The organism is Roseburia sp. OM02-15 (genome assembly GCF_003481835.1).
Taxonomy (GTDB): domain Bacteria; phylum Bacillota; class Clostridia; order Lachnospirales; family Lachnospiraceae; genus Eubacterium_I; species Eubacterium_I ramulus_A.
In genome coordinates, this window is the sequence record NZ_QULX01000020.1 from 1 (window position 1) to 18,152 (window position 18,152).

The window sequence follows — 18,152 nt, forward strand, 5'->3', positions numbered from 1 at the left end:
TTTTAAAAGAAAAATGGTGCTGGATATAACACCCAACACCAAGTTTGTCTACAGTCTGACGCTGCTCCCTTAGAAGCAGCGCTTTTCTTCATATGGCTTAACTTTTTCGATTCCCAAATTGTCGAAAGTAACTTCTGGGATTATGCCAACTGTGGTGCAACGGTAAGGATGACTGCACACAGAATGGTTCCAACTAATGTCATAATAACGGTCTGTAAGAACATCGGTAAGTATGCATCTTTGATCTTAACCTGAGCCAGACCAGTTGTGATCAGGATCAGTCCGTTAACCGGCAGTGTCTCAAATGTGGAAACTGCGATAGCAGCACAACGAGCCAGTGCGTTCGGATTCAGAGCCGGGTTAGCAGTCCAGATATAAGCTGCAGCAACCATTGGAAGTGCAATACCTAAAGCTGCTGGCGGTGAAGATGTAAATGCTACAACGATGATCGCAAGTACGATACCAATTACTAACGGAGAAGCTTTCATGCCAAACAGAATACCAACGAAACCGTTGAATGCTGCTGTATGCTGTACAACTGCTGCGAAACCAGCTGCAGCTGTCAGAGTCATGATAGCGCTTGCACCATTTGCTGCACCGATATTTAAAGAGTTGAGAACGTTGCCTGCCCATGCCGGGAAGCCTTTTTTCTCATTGTCTTTGAAGTGCGGAGCCATCAGAATGATTACTGCTGCGATACCGCAAACCAGAGCCAGAGAAGCAATCTGTACGATAGCGAAAAGCAGGAATACAACGATTAACGGGATGATAGCAATTGCGAAATGCGGAAGTTTTTTCGCATCATCTGCCGGGATCGGTTCGCAGTTACCATAATCGAAAGTCTCACCTTTTCTCATCTCTCTTACGATGAATGTAGAGCAGATGAAGTATACACCGATCTCAATTACGATGAAGGAAATGAATCCCGGGATTGGAGCAGCACCCGGACTTGTCTGCAGGATGCTCATACAGATGATGTTATTGATACTTAATACGAATGGAGCAGAGTTTGCACCACAGCTTAATGCCAGCATTGCCGGAACCATACGTCTTGGAATACCGATGCGGCTTGCCATGTACATTGCGATCGGGAATGTAGCGAAGATTGCTACGAATCCGTCTACACCACCGTATGTAAGGATACATTCAATAAGTAACATAATTAAAACGGCACGTTTTGCCTGTTTTTCTTTGTTGTTTACCGGCATAACGAATTTGTTTACCAGTGTGGAAGAAATAGACTGAGCAGCACCACTGTCTGCCAGAACTTTTCCAAATAAACCGCCTAAGAATACGGTTGGGAAAATTGCTGTGATCATTCCGCAGACACCGCCGATTTCCCATGCGCCGGTTGCTGCATTTTGTTCAACGGCACCAACATACAGAGATGTGAAAGCGTCGTTTGCATTCAATCCGTTTGTTACTGCTACGATAACGCCGCAGAGCGGAGCCAGGTAGAGTACGGATACGTTTTTGTAGGCGCCGTACAGGAAAATTGCCAGCGCGACTACGATACCAATAATACCTAAAGCCATAAAAAACCCTCCTAAATATAAAAAATTAAGCAAATATGAAAATTATAAAGAAAATATAAACTTCATATTTGCATTATATATAACTGGTAAGACCATGTCAATAAAAATATGCAAAGTGTACAAAAAAAGAAACAAAGCGCATTTTGTTTTGTGTAAAACACCTGTAACTAACCAAATGGATACTGATAAAAATAGAAAAATAGAAATAAGGAAGACCTGTGAATTACAGATTTATTGACATGATTTACAGGCCGGAATACATAGTGGAATAGGGCAATGCGGTACGCAGTGCCGTTGTGGTGCAAAATATATGGAGGTGTATAAATAGGATAAAGAAATTTGCTAAATACATGAGAAAAGATATGCATAAAAATCTAGGTAATATATACGTAAATAGCGGGCTCAGAGCAAATTTATCCTGGTGAGCGATTGGTAGCTGCCAGGATAAATTTGTCTGAGTCCGCTTTCATAATCTTAAAGTATAGCCATATATCCACCAAACAAGAATTACTGATTCTGATTCAGGAAAAATACCGACGAATCACGGTTGTTCCGGTCAATCAGGGAATTATATACCAGACAATGATACTGGTAGAGTAAATCGTCATATTTACTGCTCTCAGAATGTGTATAGTAGTTATTATCTGAATCTACATATCCTACCGTGTTGATGATCGGCAGTTTCTGATACAGAGAAGCCAGATATTTATTATACTGGGTGAGCGGCAGTTTTGCCGTCTGCAATACCAGTGTGGACAGATAGTTTGCACTGATCTGATTCAAAGTGGTTTCTGGAATATCGTAATTTGCCCAGATGACAAATGGTGTCATATAACGAAGCTGTTGCTGTTCAGTGGTCAGATTATCCAGACTGGTGCCGAATAATTCCTCATAAAATTCATCTTCAATGGATGGCAGATGATCACCAAACATGCAGATGATCGTCGGCTCTGTTACCTGACTGAAATACTCGGTCAGTTCGCGGAAAGCGTCATCAGAGCGTTTTACCAGAGACAGATAACGGTTGGCTTTGGGGTAAACCGTTGACATGTTGGTTACATAAATCTCCTGTGCAAAGTTTGTGTAGGACATTGCGTATCCGCCATGGTTCTGCATGGTGACGTTGAACAGAAAGAACGGTTTGGATGTATCCCGGTTTTCAAACATATTTTCCACCATGGAATAATCATAACTGTCGCTGACAAAACGGCGCAGCAACATGTCGCGGTCCGGATAACGTTCCTTTAACAGTGTCTCATACTGGGTTACATCGTTGTTCTGTTTATAGGTATCCAAAATATCCTGATCAACAAAATCTTCGATGCTGATATAGTTGTCAAAACCAAGCAGCGGATATACGTTGCGTCGGTTCCAGCCATCCCCGTAATACGGATGGAACGCCGTTTTGGAATACCCAAGAGAGCCAAGGGTGGATACCAGGGACGGAATCGAATCTTTGACGTAGGACTGATATACGTTACAGCCTGTTGGCAGGAAGGAGATAGAATCTCCGGACAGGAATTCAAATTCGCTGTTACTTGTTCCTGCGCCGAATACCGGCATAGACAGATAACCTTTGATGGTATTTTCTGTCAGACTGTGAATAAATGGCATATAATCTTCGTTTGTCTCCAGATTACCAAGGGCACCCAGATCCGACAGGGATTCATTCATGATGCAGATAATATTTGGCATCGTGCCGTCGGTAGACGGTGTGTAGTCATTCTGACCGGTCAACAGGTTGGTACTTGTATCGCTGTCCGGATCAACACCTGAATCCTTCAGGGTATCAGCAACATAGGTGCTGACATTATCCGGAGCATAATCGGACGGTTTACGCACGATCAGATACTTTGTGTTCAGACAGAAGTTAAAGAAAGAACCGGTGCGGTGATAACCTCTTGCCTGATCCCAGAAATCCGGTTTATATCCAAGGTTTGCGGCGTGGTCGGTGAAAAATAAGGAGATCGCAACCACAGCGATATAAGCTGCCGGAGCAAGTTTTGCCAGCAGTTTAAATTTTAATTTTTTCGGTTTGATATTGACACTTTTTTTGTTTACCAGATAAATCAGGAAAAACATGATGGAGCCGCAGATAAGCTGCCAGCTCAGTTCGTAAGTGTAGCCGTCGGATACCGTAAGACCGGTTTTGAAGGTCAGTATATCCAGCGGAACAAATGGTGATCCACGAAACAGTTCAATAAAATAGTTTAGCAGCGACCAGACGTAAAGGGAAATATTTACGATCAGTCCCACCATATGATAGCGCCCTGTGATCAGGTAAAAAACCAGATAAAATACAAGGTAGATCATGTAGTTTGCCAGAAACGTAGGTACAGAAAACCACCAGATGAAGTTTTCATTAAATGCCTCTACCATCTGAATGGTCAGGATCGGCATGATAAAAAATAATGCCGTATTGGCAAATGCCTGATATTTCTGATCTACCGATGGCTTAAAAATGATCAGAAATCCGGCAGTCGGACCGGCAAGAAGCGACAGAACAAACAAAAGGGTTCCGCCTTGCAGATTCAGATCCGGATCTAAGTACAGCTTCCAGTTAGCCGATACAAAAATAATCATAAAAATACAGACCGCCAGTGCCAGAAGGCGGACTTTTTTTCCTGCGAATGAAATATGCATTTTTTCTCTCTCATTTCCGTAAGTACAAGTTGATAAGTTACTATATAAAAAGTTATTTTCGGTAAAAAATCACTAACATATATTAAATATCAGACTGCAAAATCTGTCAACATCAAAAAATGTGAAGAAATCGTGAAGATTGCATTAATATGGGAATGTGCGCTGAGAATAAGCGGTGAAAAGGAGTTGCCATTTCCGGATGTGGAGTATAGTATTAATAAAAAAGATGGAAAATAAAATATCAGGAAAGGGAGCGCAGAATTATGACAGGGACAGAACAGTTAAAACAGTGGATCGAAGCATCGGACAATATTGTGTTTTTTGGCGGAGCCGGTGTGTCAACGGAAAGCGGAATTCCGGATTTTCGAAGTGTGGACGGGTTATATCATCAGAAATATGATTATCCGCCGGAGACGATTCTCAGTCACACCTTCTATATGGAAAAGACAGAAGAATTTTATAAATTTTACCGGGATAAAATGCTGGCTTTGGATGCAAAACCGAATGCAGCACATCTGAAACTGGCAGAACTGGAAGCAAAGGGCAAGTTAAAAGCGGTGGTGACACAGAATATTGATGGTCTGCATCAGGCGGCAGGCAGCAAAAATGTACTGGAACTGCACGGAAGCGTACATCGAAACTATTGCAGAAAATGTGGAAGACTGTACGACGCTTCTTATATTAAGGAATCAACGGGAGTTCCAAAATGTGCCTGCGGTGGTCAGATCAAGCCGGATGTTGTGTTGTATGAGGAAGGTCTGGACGATGTTACCATGCAGTCAGCAATCCATTTTATCAGTCAGGCAGAGATCCTGATCATTGGTGGAACAAGTCTTGCGGTCTATCCGGCAGCGGGACTGATCGATTTTTACAAAGGAAACAAGCTGGTTCTGATCAATAAATCAGCGACACCGTTAGACCGTCGGGCGGATCTGGTCATTCAGGCACCGATCGGCGAAGTATTTCAGCAGGTCTGCTAAAAACTATGGGACCTGTGAAGTAGATGCTTCATCTCAGTCTGAGTTGAGACTCCCACTTCTGCAAGTGGTGAGTAGTAACAAGTATTTCTCAGTGGGAGTTCAATCTCCGACTGAGATAAATGCTCCGCGAGGGCGCACATTGTCTGGAAGACAATGGTTTTGCGCCGACCGGAACGGAGTGTAGAGCGCAGTGATTCTGAAAAGAAGATGTCAGCTTGCGCTGACCAGAATCACGCACCAAGTCTCACGTGCGTTCGACTTGAAAAAGGAGCGTGTACTCACGAAATGCATAAATGATGATGAAAGAAAATATAAGCGGGAAAATGAATGAGGTGGATAAATGGCATATCAATATGAAGTGGGAGATATCGTAAAATTAAAAAAGAAGCATCCCTGTGGCAGTTTTGAGTGGGAGATTCTTCGTGTAGGCGCAGATTTTCGGTTAAAATGTACGGGCTGTGGGCATCAAATTATGGTTTCACGAAAGATCGTAGAAAAAAACACAAAAGATTTGAAAAAACACTTGCCCGATGATTAAAAATATGGTAACATAGGCAATCGTGATATACAATATCCTTGCTCTCTACAAGATGAGCAGAGGGCCAAAAGACCACAAGGAGGTAAGAAAGCATGAACAAGTATGAATTAGCATTAATTGTTAGTGCCAAGATCGAAGATGACGCCAGAGCAGCAGTTGTTGAGAAAGCAAAAGAGTACATTACTCGTTTTGGCGGTACAGTAACAGAAGTTGAGGATTGGGGTAAGAAAAAATTAGCTTACGACATCCAGAAAATGAGCGAAGGCTTCTATTACTTCATTCAGTTCGACGCTGCAGCAGAAGTACCTGCTGAGTTAGAGCAGAGTGTTCGTATCATGGACAACGTGCTGAGATTTTTATGCGTTAGAAAAGACGAGGCATAATTTCACAGTAGAAAAGGAGTTATCCTTATGAATAAAGTAATTTTGATGGGACGTTTGACCCGTGATCCTGAGGTTCGTTATTCTCAGGGTGAACAGGCAACCGCAATCGCAAGATATACAGTTGCAGTAGATCGTAGATTCCGTCGTGACGGCGACAGCCAGTCAGCAGATTTTATCGGCTGTGTAGCATTCGGACGTCAGGCAGAGTTCGCAGAGAAATATCTGCGCAAAGGAATTAAGATTGCCCTTACAGGCCGTATCCAGACCGGAAGTTATACAAACCGCGATGGACAGAAGGTTTACACAACAGATGTTGTTGTTGAGGAGCAGGAGTTTGCAGAGAGCAAAGCCGCAAGTGCTGAGCATACAGGAGGTTTTGCGCCGGCAGACAGACCGTCACCAAGCAATGCAGTGAGTGATGGTTTTATGAATATTCCGGACGGAATTGATGAAGAATTACCATTTAACTAAACAGGAGGTAAACTATCATGGCTTATAATAAAGATGAAAAAAGCAATTCTCCGATGAAGAGAAGAGGCGGCCGCAGAAGAAAAAAAGTTTGTGTATTCTGTGGAAAAGACAATGTAATCGATTACAAGGATACAAATAAATTAAAAAGATACATCTCTGAGAGAGGAAAAATCCTTCCGAGAAGAATCACAGGAAACTGTGCAAAACATCAGAGAGCTATCACTGTAGCAATCAAAAGAGCACGTCACGTTGCTTTAATGCCGTACGTACAGGATTAATTTTGACAACAGACTCCCCGGAATTTTTCCGGGGAGCTTTTTGCATTCTTTAGAGCAGATAGAAGTTCGATGAAAAGAGTGAATTATGTCTGCAGGAAAGAATACATTGTGAATTGATCGGGCAAATGAATTAGTTTTGAAAAATAACAGAATACAATAGAATAATCATATGAAGAAAATTATACGTTATCTGCGTTATGCATTTAGATTACTGAAATTGAATATTGGTACACTTTTAGTGTTTGAACTTTTATATAAATTTGTTTCCATGGCAGTATTTAAGCCGCTGCTCAGTGGTCTGATGAAACTGGCATTGAAGGCACAGGGGTTAAGTTACCTGTCTGATGAAACCATGGGAACGTTTTTGAAAGCCCCGCTGACTTGGGTGTTTTTAGTATTGATTGTATTTGGTATGGCATTTTTTACGATGTTTGATATCTGCTGTATCATTTGCTGCATCCATGCGTCTTTCCGAAAGCAGGAAATGCCGTTGCTGGCATTGATCCGGCAGGGATTTAAGACGTCGTTGCGAGTTATCTATCCGCGAAATATCATTATGATGCTGTATTTGCTCATCATCATACCGATGACACATGCACTGGTGATTTCCGGTTATATTACAAAATTTACGGTGCCGCAGTTTATTGTGGATTACATTATGTCCCATACGTGGCTGGCAATTCTGTATGTTGGATTCTGGGTTTTTATCGGACTGCGGTCTTTCCATTGGATTTACAGTCTGCACTATTTCTGCCTGGAAAACTGCAATTTCAAGCAGGCGCGTAAAAGAAGTTTTCATCTGCAGGGAAAACACTACTGGCGGGATATGGCAGTTGTCGTTGGCTGGAGTCTGGCTTGCATTGGAATCTATTACGGAATCATTCTGTTTGGTTCCTGGCTGGTTTCCAAGGTAAATCTGGCATTGCCGACACATGACCTGTTCAGTAGTCTGACACTTTCCGGTATTTCCCTGTTGATGGATGTGTGCGGAGCAATATTTTTCTGCTTTGATCTGCCACTGTTTTTCCTTTGTGTCAGCTTGTTATTTTACTATTATAAAGCTGCATCCGGAGAGAAGATTCCGGGACAGTTTAAAAATCTGGATAATGCCTATCGTCTTACCAAAACCGGTTGGGCGAAAAAACTGTATCTGTATCGGAAACGGATCATTGCCATCAGCATTGTGGTGGCGATTGGAGTAAACTTTGCGTATACTTTTGCGGATAAACGGGGCGTGTTACATATGGGGCTGGATAATCCGGTGGAGGTAACTGCGCACAGAGGCTATTCTACTGAGTATCCGGAAAATACGATTCCGGCATTTAAGGGTGCCATCACAGTTGGTGCAGACTGGGCGGAGCTGGATGTTCAGCAGACAGCAGACGGGGAAGTGATCGTGATGCACGATTCCAGTCTGAAACGTACCACAGGGCTGGATAAAGAGGTATGGCAGGTAACCTGGGATGAAATTAAGAATCTGGACAACGGAAGCTGGTTTAATAAGAAGTTCCAGACGGTCCGCATTCCGACGCTGGAAGAAGTTTTGAAAGTATGCCGTGGAAAAATCCGGTTAAATATTGAGATCAAACCAAGCGGACATGACAAAGATCTGGAAGAACAGGTGGCAAAATTATTGAAAGAATACCATATGCGGGATACCTGCGTGGTGTCTTCCCTGAAATACGAGTCCCTGCAAAAAGTGAAAGAGGCAGATTCGAGTATTGAGACCGTATATATTACGTCCGTTTCCTATGGAAACTTTACGGATCTGGAATATGCGGATGGCTACAGTGTGGAATCCACGATGCTGAGCCAGAGTTTTGTAAACCGTGCCCAGAAAGCAGGAAAACAGATTTATGTATGGACGGTTAATTCTGAGGATCAGCTGGAAAAGGTGGTCGGCATGGGGATCGACAACGTGATCACAGATGATCCGGTTATGGCAAAAGAGCTGATCTATAAGCAGGATCACAGCACATTCTGGGATCGGTATGTCAATCAGCTGCTTTCTATTGAAAACTAGGAAAATAAGCGAATAAACTCAAGTTAGCAACATAAAACAAAAAGCTTCCTAATCGCGTCAAAGTGTGGTATACTTACTAGATAGTATCGGTCTGTATAGAATCTGAGAGGAGTTTTTAGCAAAAGGAGTTATCATGCGACAGGATATTAAGTTGAAGGGAAAATTAAAAGGATATACGCAGACACCGCTGATGTTGACCCTGTTATTTGCGGCAATGGATGTGTGGATGTATGTTCTGAATGTAAAGGCGGGGATCCTTGGAACAATTTTCGTGGCAATTTACTTTTTTGTCATGTTGTTTGTTTACTGGAGAAATCAACCGATTCTGCTCAATGAACTGATTGATTTTGCTACACAGTATGGCACCGTGCAGAAGCGTCTTTTAAATGAATTTGAGGTTCCATATGCTGTTATGGATTCTGCGGGCAAGTTACTGTGGATGAACCACCAGTTTGAGCTGCTTTCCGAAAAAGATAAAGGATATCACAAATCTATCACTACGATTTTTCCGCAGGTTACGCGGGAACTGATGGAGAAAGAGGACGAGCTGGAGCTGATGGTACAGCGGGAAGAAAAAGTGTACCGGGCTTCTGTGCATAAGATCCATTTTGCGGATATTCTGCATGAGAGCAGCAGTATAGAATTGGCAGAGAAGAAGCAGTATCTGCAGGTGATCTATCTGTTTGATGAGACACTGCTGACACAGTACCGCATTGAAAATCAGGAAATGCAGATGGTTTCTGCCCTTGTCTATATCGACAACTATGATGAGGTTCTGGATACGGTCGAGGAAGTAAAACAGTCGCTTCTGGTAGCACTGGTCGACCGTAAAGTGAATAAATTTTTTGCATCCATCGACGGTCTGGTGAAAAAGACCGAGAAGGATAAATATTTTGTCGTATTCCAGCATAAATATCTGGAAAAAATGGAGGCAGAGAAATTCAGTCTCTTAGAAGATGTCAAAAGTATCAAAGTCGGAAATGAGATGTCTGTCACCCTCAGTATGGGTATTGGATATGTGGGAAATGATTACACGAAAAACTATGAACATTCCCGTATGGCCATCGATCTGGCTCTTGGCCGTGGCGGAGATCAGGTCGTTGTAAAGACCAGAGACAAGATTTCTTATTTTGGCGGAAATAACCGTCAGGTGGATAAGACTACCCGTGTCAAAGCGCGTGTAAAGGCGCTGGCGTTGCGTGAGATCATGATCAGCAGGGATAAGTTCTTTATCATGGGACATAAGATCGCAGATATCGATTCTTTTGGCGCAGCCATTGGAATTTACTGTGCTGCCCGTCAGCTTGGCAAAAAGGCGCAGATCGTAATTGATGGAGTCAATACGACATTGCGGCCGCTGAAAGAGTGTTTTACCTCAGAAAACGGTTATCCGGATGATATGTTTATCCCGAGCCAGCTGGCAATCGACGAGCTGGATTCTCATACTGCCCTGATCGTTGTGGATACGAACCGTCCGAGCTACACCGAGTGTCCGACGCTGTTAAACCGTGCAAGAACCATCGTTGTATTTGACCATCATCGTCAGTGTGAGGATGTGATCAAAAATACGGTGTTATCTTATACCGAACCGTATGCTTCTTCGACCTGCGAGATGATCGCGGAAGTATTGCAGTATTTTGATGAGGATATTAAGCTTTCCGCGCAGGAAGCGGATGCGATCTATGCTGGTATCCTGATCGATACCAACAACTTTGTATCCAAGACGGGTGTCCGTACGTTTGAGGCAGCTGCTTATCTGCGCCGCTGTGGTGCGGAAGTTACCAGGGTACGAAAAATGCTCAGAAATGATATGTCTGCATACAAGGCGAGAGCGGAAGCCGTGCGCCATGCAGAAGTTTACAGAAATATGTTTGCAATCAGTGTGTGTCCGGCGGATAATATTGAGAGTCCGACGGTGGCATGTGCACAGGCAGCCAATGAGCTGCTCAATATCATCGGAATCAAAGCTTCATTTGTGCTGACAGAGTATCATGAACAGATCTATGTCAGTGCCCGTTCCATTGATGAGATCAACGTACAGTTGATTATGGAGCGCTTAGGCGGCGGTGGCCATATGAATTCTGCGGGAGCGCAGTTGACCGACTGTACGCTGGATGAGGCAAAACGTACCATCGAAAATACACTGGATGAGATGATAAAGGAAGGAGATATCAAGTAATGAAAGTGATTTTGTTAGAAGATGTAAAAAGCCTTGGAAAAAAAGGAGAGATCGTAACAGTCAGTGATGCTTATGCGAGAAACGTGATCTTTGCAAAAAAACTGGGACTGGAAGCAACCGGTAAGAATCTGAATGATCTGAAGCTTCAGAACAAACATGCAGATAAAGTGGCACAGGAACAGTTAGAAGCAGCAAAAGCGCTTGCAAAGGAACTGGAAGATAAAGTAGTAGAAGTAAAGATGAAAGCAGGAGAAGGCGGACGTACCTTCGGCTCTGTTTCCACAAAAGAGATCTCTGCAGCAGTAAAAGATCAGCTTGGATTAGAGATCGATAAAAAGAAAATGTCACTGAACATTCCGATCAAAGCATTTGGAACCTTTGACGTGGCAGTAAAACTTCATGCAAAAGTAACTGGTTCTCTGCGTGTGAAAGTTACTGAAGCGTAAAAAGCTTTCATAACGCAGAATGAGTCCTGTAATTGAATTGCGGAAAAAACAAATTAAAAGCAACATAAATGGATGACAAAGATCCGTTTGATAAATTTTAGAGCTAAAGGAGCGACAGAGGTATGGAAGAAGCTTTGGTAAAGCGTATCATGCCGCATAGTCTGGAAGCGGAACAATCCGTCATCGGTTCGATGATCATGGACAGAGATGCGATCCTGACGGCATCCGAGCAGCTGGTCAAAGATGATTTTTACCATCAGCAGTATGGGATTTTGTTTGAGACGATCACAGAGCTGTTCAACAGTGGAAGCCCGGTAGATCTGATCACTCTTCAGAACCGGCTCCGTGAAAAAAATGTGCCGCCGGAGATCAGCAGTCTGGAATACGTCGGGGATCTGGTCACTGCCGTTCCGACATCTGCAAATATCAAATACTATGCGGATATTGTAAAGGAAAAAGCAGTTTTACGAAAACTGATCAAGATCAACGAGCAGATTGCAGACACCTGTTATCTGGGTAACGAGAGTCTGGAGACGATTCTGGAGGATACAGAAAAAAGTATTTTCAATTTATTGCAGAGTCGGAGTAACAGCGATTATGTGCCGATCAAACAGGTTGTTTTAAATGCGTTGGATAAAATAGAGCTGGCATCCCGGACGCAGGGAAATGTCACCGGAATCCCGACCGGATTTATCGATCTGGATTACAAGCTTTCCGGTCTTCAGCCTTCCGATATGATTCTGGTTGCAGCACGTCCTTCTATGGGTAAGACAGCATTTGTTTTGAATATTGCACAGTATGCAGCGTTTCATGAAAATATGGCAACGGCGATCTTCAGTCTGGAGATGTCAAAGGAACAGCTGGTGAACCGTCTGTTTTCTCTGGAATCCAGAGTGGATGCCCAGTTACTCAGATCCGGTAACTTATCGGATGCAGACTGGGAAAAACTGATCGAAGGCGCCGGAACCATCGGAAAGTCTCATTTGATCATAGATGATACGCCGGGTATTTCGATTTCAGAGCTGCGAAGCAAGTGCAGAAAATACAAGCTGGAACATGACCTGAAGCTGGTCATCATCGATTACCTGCAATTGATGTCCGGTTCCGGCAGATCAGATTCCAGACAGCAGGAGATATCAGATATTTCACGATCCTTAAAACAGTTAGCCAGAGAGCTGAATGTGCCGGTGATCGCACTGTCACAGCTGAGCCGACAGGTGGAGCAGCGACCGGATCACAGACCGATGCTTTCCGATTTGCGTGAGTCCGGAGCCATCGAGCAGGATGCCGATGTGGTTATGTTTATCTATCGTGATGACTATTATAACAAAGATTCAGAAAACAAAGGTATTGCGGAGATCATCATTGCAAAACAACGTAACGGTCCGATTGGAACCGTGAACCTGGTATGGCTGCCGCAGTATACGAAATTTGCAAACATGGAAAAATAAAGTATGAATAAGGAGGTACAGGGGATGCAAATTCATCAGTCAGCAGAAGATTATTTAGAGTGTATTTTGAAGTTGAGCAAAGAACTTCCGGTGGTTCGTTCCATCGACATTGCAAATGAAATGAATTACTCCAAACCGAGTATCAGTGTTGCAATGAAAAATTTGCGCTTAAATGGCTACATTAAAGTAGACAACAGCGGTTTTATTACTCTGACAGAAAGTGGTATGGAGATCGCTTCTAACATTTATGACAGACATCTGATCCTGCGCAAATGGCTTGAGTTTCTTGGAATTGATCCGGAGATCGCAGAGCAGGATGCATGCAAGATCGAGCACACACTCAGCAAAGAGACTTATACCGCACTGAGAAAACATATCTTAGACGAAATGGGAGAACTGTAAAGAAGAAGCAGAGGTTCCTGGTTTTGATGAAAATCAAGATCAGGGGCTTCTGCTTCGTTGTTTCTCTCAGTCTTATTAAAACAGGCATGATTGTCTGTTTGGTTGGCAAAGGTATGTGCTGGCACACTGTCTTGCAAAAATAAGAAGCTGTTTTGGGGAAAAACAGAGAAAACAAAAAATAATTTTTTGTGCTGGATTACAAAAATATTGTGCTGAGTGACGGAAATGGTTTCAAATTATGCAAGAAACACGTAAAATCACGCTTAAATGTGAAAAATATGACAAAATTTAAAAAAAATATTGCATAATCCTTCATAAGATAATAAAATGATGATGTTGAGATTATTAAAAAAAAGGAGATACGAGATGAGCTACGTAGACGAAGTACTCGAGAGAGTAAAAACAAAAAATGCTGCTGAACCAGAATTCCTTCAGGCAGTAGAAGAAGTATTGGAATCCATCAGACCAGTTGTAGAAGCAAACGAAGAGCTTTACAGAAAAGAGGCAATCTTAGAGCGTATCACAGAGCCGGACAGACAGTTCAAGTTCCGTGTAGCATGGGTTGACGACAATGGTCAGGCACAGGTAAACACAGGATACCGTGTACAGTTTAACAACGCAATTGGACCGTACAAAGGTGGTCTGCGTCTGCATCCATCTGTATATCTTGGAATTATTAAATTCCTTGGTTTCGAGCAGGTATTCAAAAACTCCTTAACAGGTCTTCCAATCGGAGGCGGTAAAGGTGGATCTGATTTCGATCCTAAGGGCAAATCTGATCGTGAGGTTATGGCATTCTGCCAGAGCTTTATGACAGAGCTTTACAAATACATCGGTGCTGATGTCGATGTACCGGCTGGTGATATCGGAACAGGTGCAAGAGAGATCGGTTATCTGTATGGTCAGTACAAGAGAATCACAAGATTGTACGAAGGCGTTCTGACAGGTAAAGGACTTACTTATGGTGGATCTTTAGCACGTACAGAAGCTACAGGTTACGGTCTGTTATACATGACAGAAGAACTTCTGAAATCCCATGGACAGGACATGGCAGGCAAGACTTGCGTTGTATCCGGTGCTGGTAATGTTGCAATCTATGCAATCCAGAAAGCACATCAGTTAGGCGCTAAATGCGTAACATGCTCTGATTCTACAGGATGGATCTATGATCCGGAAGGAATCGATGTTGACTTACTGAAAGAGGTTAAAGAAGTAAAACGTGCACGTCTGACAGAGTACGCAGCAGCTAGACCAAGCGCTGAGTATCATGAGGGACGCGGCGTATGGAGCGTAAAATGCGATGTTGCTCTTCCGTGTGCTACACAGAACGAGTTGCTTATCGATGATGCAAAAGCATTAGTTGCTAATGGCTGTATCGCAGTTTGCGAGGGCGCTAACATGCCTACAACTCTGGATGCTACACAGTATCTGCAGGAGAACGGTGTATACTTCGTTCCTGGTAAAGCTGCAAACGCTGGTGGTGTTGCTACATCCGCACTTGAGATGTCCCAGAACAGTGAGCGTTTAAGCTGGACATTCGAAGAAGTAGATGCAAAACTGAAAGACATCATGGTTAACATCTACCACAACATCGATGACGCTGCAAAACGTTACGGCAAAGAGGGCAACTATGTTGCAGGCGCTAACATCGCAGGTTTCGAGAAAGTTGTAGATGCTATGCTTGCACAGGGTGTTTGCTAATCATTGAAATCTTGAAAAAAGATAAAATTGGCATACATTTTGCTTGATAAAAATGAAGAGACTGTGGGACAGAACAACTGTTCCGCAGTCCTTTTTTTGCGTGAAAAAACGACCAAGAAATGATAAAAAATGCATGACATTTCAGTAAAAGTAACGGTTTTTGAAAAGATGCTTGTCAAACATAGAAATAAGGACTAAACTACAATAGTGTATTAGACGGAGGTTAGGAAAGACGTATGAGTAAGAAAGAAATTGTCATTGCAGATGTCGTAAATAAGTACGATAATCCAATTGCAGAGTTAGTACAGGTAGCCTGCCAGTTTTCCAGCTCACTGTATCTGGTGCGTGGAAATCATCGCATCAATGCAAAAAGTATTATGGGGATCATGGCTTTCAACCCGCACAACGGTGTGGAAGTTGAAATTGAGGCTGAAGGCGCAGATGAAGCAGATGCTTTAAATGCCATGGAAAAATTTTTGCTCTGTATGTAACTTTATAGTATATCAGTTTAGTGAAGAAGCACCGGATATTCCGATGCTTCTTTTTTTAATCCAATTTAAGTACGTCCTTCATTCAATTCTGCAAAAGTAATAAATAAGGAGACTTCCCTATATCAGGAGGAGATGCAAGATTCTTCTGACTCAAAAAAGAGCGCCCGGTCGGACGCTCTTTTCTTATGATCAGATTTGAATATTACTCCTCATCCTCTTTTGGAATTTCCCCTTTGTATTTAGCAACTAGAGTCTGAATTCTCTGATATGGATCAAGCAGATCGCTGATAGATGCATCATGATTTAATGTATCAATGATGTAAGCGATATATTTGCTCATATCACAGCTGATGTAGTAATCTCTGCTTAACAGTTCCGGTGTCTGGTAAGTAAGGTTGGTTGTAACCACTTTGTAGATCAGACCTTCCTCTACGGCTTTATCAAATTTCTCAAGACCGTTTGTGAACAGACCGAAAGTAGCGATTACGAAGATTCTGCCAGCGTTACGTTTCTTTAACTCACGGGCAACATCGATCATACTTCCGCCGGAAGAGATCATATCATCAACAACCCATACATCTTTGCCGTCCAGAGAAGAACCAAGGAACTCATGAGCGACGATCGGGTTTGTACCGTCTACGATGTGGCTGTAATCACGACGTTTGTAGAACATACCCATATCTACGCCAAGTACGCTTGCAAGGAATACAGCACGGCTTGTAGCACCCTCATCCGGGCTGATGATCATCAGATGGTCATTGTCGATCTGGATGTCATCTACGCTGTTCAGAATGCCTTTTACGAACTGGTAAGCCGGCTGAACGGTATCGAATCCGTGAAGCGGGATCGCATTCTGTACACGCGGATCATGTGCATCGAAGGTGATGATGTTGTCAACACCCATGCTGATCAGCTCCTGAAGTGCCAGCGCGCAGTCCATGGACTCACGTGCAGTACGTCTGTGCTGACGGCTCTCATACAGGAACGGCATGATAACAGTGATTCTTCTTGCTTTACCATTTGCTGCAGCGATCATACGTTTCAGATCCTGATAGTGATCATCCGGTGACATATGATTCTCATTTCCGCAGAGTTTGTAAGTAAGAGAGTAGTTGGTAACGTCTGTCATGATGTACAGATCGTATCCACGAATTGTTTCATGGATCATACCTTTTGCCTCACCACTTCCGAAACGTGGGCAGGATGCGTTGATTACATAGGTATCACGCAGATAGCCTTTGAACGCAATGTCATCTTCATGCTCATGTTCACGGACGCATCTCCATTTTACAAGATATTTGTCAACTTTCTCACCGATCTCACGGCAGCTCTCAAGCGGAATGATTCCGAGTGCGCCAGTCGGGATTGTTTCTAAGTTTCTCTGGTCGTTATGCATTTGAAAAGTTCCCTCCATCAAAAAATCTTTTCGTTGGTTTGTAGTTTATGTTACAGCATTTCATGAAATTTAAAAATTAAACTTCTGTATGCTGCCAGCTTCCATCAAAAAAAGCAGGAAGCCCAGTAATACGTTGGCATTATATCACTGAACACCTGCTTATGACAAGGGATTTCTGCAATTCCTTTATTTTTATGCAAAAACGGTTAGTTTTCGTTAAGTTTTTTCTGGATGCGGATATCGTTTCCAAATAAATGCAAAACGGTAAAATTGTTGAAGATTCTGGAAAAAATTCGTTCTGAATAATAAGTGGCAAGTTCTGTCAGTTCCAGGTTAGTGGAGATCAGCGTAGACTTATGATTCAGGATCCGTTCGTTCAGGCAGACGAAAAACTGTGAGGTTGTCATTGTGTTGATGGCTTCCGTTCCGAGGTCATCAATGATCAACAGGTCACAGTCGAAAATATTCCGATAGTCTGCGGCTGAAAACTGAGACGTACGTCCAAACTGTTGATCCGTCAGCAGCTCAAAGAGCTGATGTGCGGAAAAATAAATGACAGAATGACCAGTATCCAACAATTCCTTTGCTACACAGTTGGATAAAAATGTTTTTCCAATGCCGGTATCTCCAAAGATAAGCAGATTCTGGAAATCATCCGGTTTTTCAAAGGAGCGAATAAAATTTCGGCACTGTGCTACGGCATTTTGCGCGGCTTCCAGAGGGGTATACTGTGTCGCCGGATCGATCATATCTTTTGAATCCGAATAGTAATCAAAAGAAAAATTGGAAAAATTTTCTGTCTGCAAAATATTACGGAGATTGGACTGGGTATATACCAGATCAATGGATGCCTGTTTCAGACAGTGACACCGCTGATTGTTGATATAACCGGTATCCTGACAATCCGGGCAGGCATATGCCGGCTGAAGATAGTTCTCCGGATAACCGTACTCGTTTAACAGATCGGTCCGCTGCTGACGAAGATGCTGGATCTTTTTGTGCAGATGTTCCTGCGCGGAAGTATCGCCGCTCAGAAGCTGTTTTGCAGTCGTAACGCTGGATCTGGCAATCCGGCTGTCGATCTTTGTGAATTCCGGATCAAGCCGGGCAAGTTCCTTTTTGCGTTCATCGATGAGCTGCTGGCGGTCTAACTGCCGTTTTTCATAAGTACGCATGATTTCGTCATATTGTGTATTGGTAAGTGGCATAGTTCATCTCCTTTACGTGATAAAAAG

At 43.0% G+C, this 18,152-nt stretch carries 16 protein-coding genes; 12 read left to right on the forward strand and 4 right to left on the reverse strand.

Annotated features, from left to right (window positions below):
• Positions 1–140: 140 nt before the first annotated feature.
• On the reverse strand, positions 141–1,535 hold the full coding sequence (locus DXB15_RS14040) for a GntP family permease (RefSeq protein WP_109214980.1): 1,395 nt from the start codon (positions 1,533–1,535) through the stop codon (positions 141–143).
• Positions 1,536–2,042: 507 nt separating this feature from the next.
• On the reverse strand, positions 2,043–4,178 hold the full coding sequence (locus DXB15_RS14045; protein WP_118703304.1) for an LTA synthase family protein: 2,136 nt from the start codon (positions 4,176–4,178) through the stop codon (positions 2,043–2,045).
• A 263-nt stretch (positions 4,179–4,441) separates the two neighbouring features.
• On the opposite strand from DXB15_RS14045, the gene DXB15_RS14050 reads away from it, so the two are divergent.
• The 12 genes from DXB15_RS14050 (at position 4,442) to DXB15_RS14105 (ending at position 15,521) form a co-directional block, all read left to right on the forward strand.
• On the forward strand, positions 4,442–5,158 hold the full coding sequence (locus DXB15_RS14050; protein ID WP_109214978.1) for an NAD-dependent protein deacylase: 717 nt from the start codon (positions 4,442–4,444) through the stop codon (positions 5,156–5,158).
• Positions 5,159–5,498: 340 nt separating this feature from the next.
• Complete coding sequence (locus DXB15_RS14055) at positions 5,499–5,696, forward strand: DUF951 domain-containing protein (protein WP_118703305.1); 198 nt, start codon at positions 5,499–5,501, stop codon at positions 5,694–5,696.
• Between the two features lie 92 nt (positions 5,697–5,788).
• Positions 5,789–6,079 carry a 30S ribosomal protein S6 gene (rpsF, locus tag DXB15_RS14060; protein WP_021738499.1) on the forward strand — a complete coding sequence of 97 codons (291 nt, stop codon included), beginning with the start codon at positions 5,789–5,791 and terminating at the stop codon, positions 6,077–6,079.
• A gap of 27 nt (positions 6,080–6,106) precedes the next feature.
• Positions 6,107–6,550 (forward strand): single-stranded DNA-binding protein, encoded by a 444-nt coding sequence (locus DXB15_RS14065; protein WP_109214976.1) that lies wholly within the window; start codon positions 6,107–6,109, stop codon positions 6,548–6,550.
• A gap of 17 nt (positions 6,551–6,567) precedes the next feature.
• Positions 6,568–6,828 carry a 30S ribosomal protein S18 gene (gene rpsR, locus DXB15_RS14070; protein ID WP_109214975.1) on the forward strand — a complete coding sequence of 87 codons (261 nt, stop codon included), beginning with the start codon at positions 6,568–6,570 and terminating at the stop codon, positions 6,826–6,828.
• Positions 6,829–6,997: 169 nt separating this feature from the next.
• Complete coding sequence (locus tag DXB15_RS14075) at positions 6,998–8,851, forward strand: glycerophosphodiester phosphodiesterase family protein (RefSeq protein ID WP_118703306.1); 1,854 nt, start codon at positions 6,998–7,000, stop codon at positions 8,849–8,851.
• Positions 8,852–8,984: 133 nt separating this feature from the next.
• Positions 8,985–11,030 (forward strand): DHH family phosphoesterase, encoded by a 2,046-nt coding sequence (locus tag DXB15_RS14080; protein WP_109214973.1) that lies wholly within the window; start codon positions 8,985–8,987, stop codon positions 11,028–11,030.
• Entirely contained in the window at positions 11,030–11,476 is a 447-nt protein-coding gene (gene rplI, locus DXB15_RS14085; protein WP_118703307.1) for a 50S ribosomal protein L9, read from the forward strand. The genes DXB15_RS14080 and rplI overlap by 1 nt, the downstream gene beginning before the upstream one ends.
• A 122-nt stretch (positions 11,477–11,598) precedes the next feature.
• Positions 11,599–12,927 carry a replicative DNA helicase gene (dnaB, locus tag DXB15_RS14090; RefSeq protein ID WP_109214971.1) on the forward strand — a complete coding sequence of 443 codons (1,329 nt, stop codon included), beginning with the start codon at positions 11,599–11,601 and terminating at the stop codon, positions 12,925–12,927.
• Between the two features lie 24 nt (positions 12,928–12,951).
• Positions 12,952–13,329: a metal-dependent transcriptional regulator gene (locus DXB15_RS14095; protein WP_118703308.1), complete on the forward strand. Its 378-nt coding sequence runs from the start codon at positions 12,952–12,954 to the stop codon at positions 13,327–13,329.
• A 366-nt stretch (positions 13,330–13,695) separates the two neighbouring features.
• Entirely contained in the window at positions 13,696–15,030 is a 1,335-nt protein-coding gene (gene gdhA, locus DXB15_RS14100; protein ID WP_109214968.1) for an NADP-specific glutamate dehydrogenase, read from the forward strand.
• Between the two features lie 236 nt (positions 15,031–15,266).
• Entirely contained in the window at positions 15,267–15,521 is a 255-nt protein-coding gene (locus DXB15_RS14105) for an HPr family phosphocarrier protein (RefSeq protein ID WP_109214967.1), read from the forward strand.
• 202 nt (positions 15,522–15,723) lie between these two features.
• Here DXB15_RS14105 and DXB15_RS14110 read toward each other — a convergent pair whose 3' ends face one another.
• Both DXB15_RS14110 and DXB15_RS14115 read right to left on the reverse strand, forming a co-directional pair.
• Positions 15,724–16,917: a ribose-phosphate pyrophosphokinase gene (locus DXB15_RS14110; protein WP_118703309.1), complete on the reverse strand. Its 1,194-nt coding sequence runs from the start codon at positions 16,915–16,917 to the stop codon at positions 15,724–15,726.
• A 206-nt stretch (positions 16,918–17,123) separates the two neighbouring features.
• Complete coding sequence (locus DXB15_RS14115; protein WP_109214966.1) at positions 17,124–18,125, reverse strand: ATP-binding protein; 1,002 nt, start codon at positions 18,123–18,125, stop codon at positions 17,124–17,126.
• Positions 18,126–18,152 lie beyond the last annotated feature (27 nt).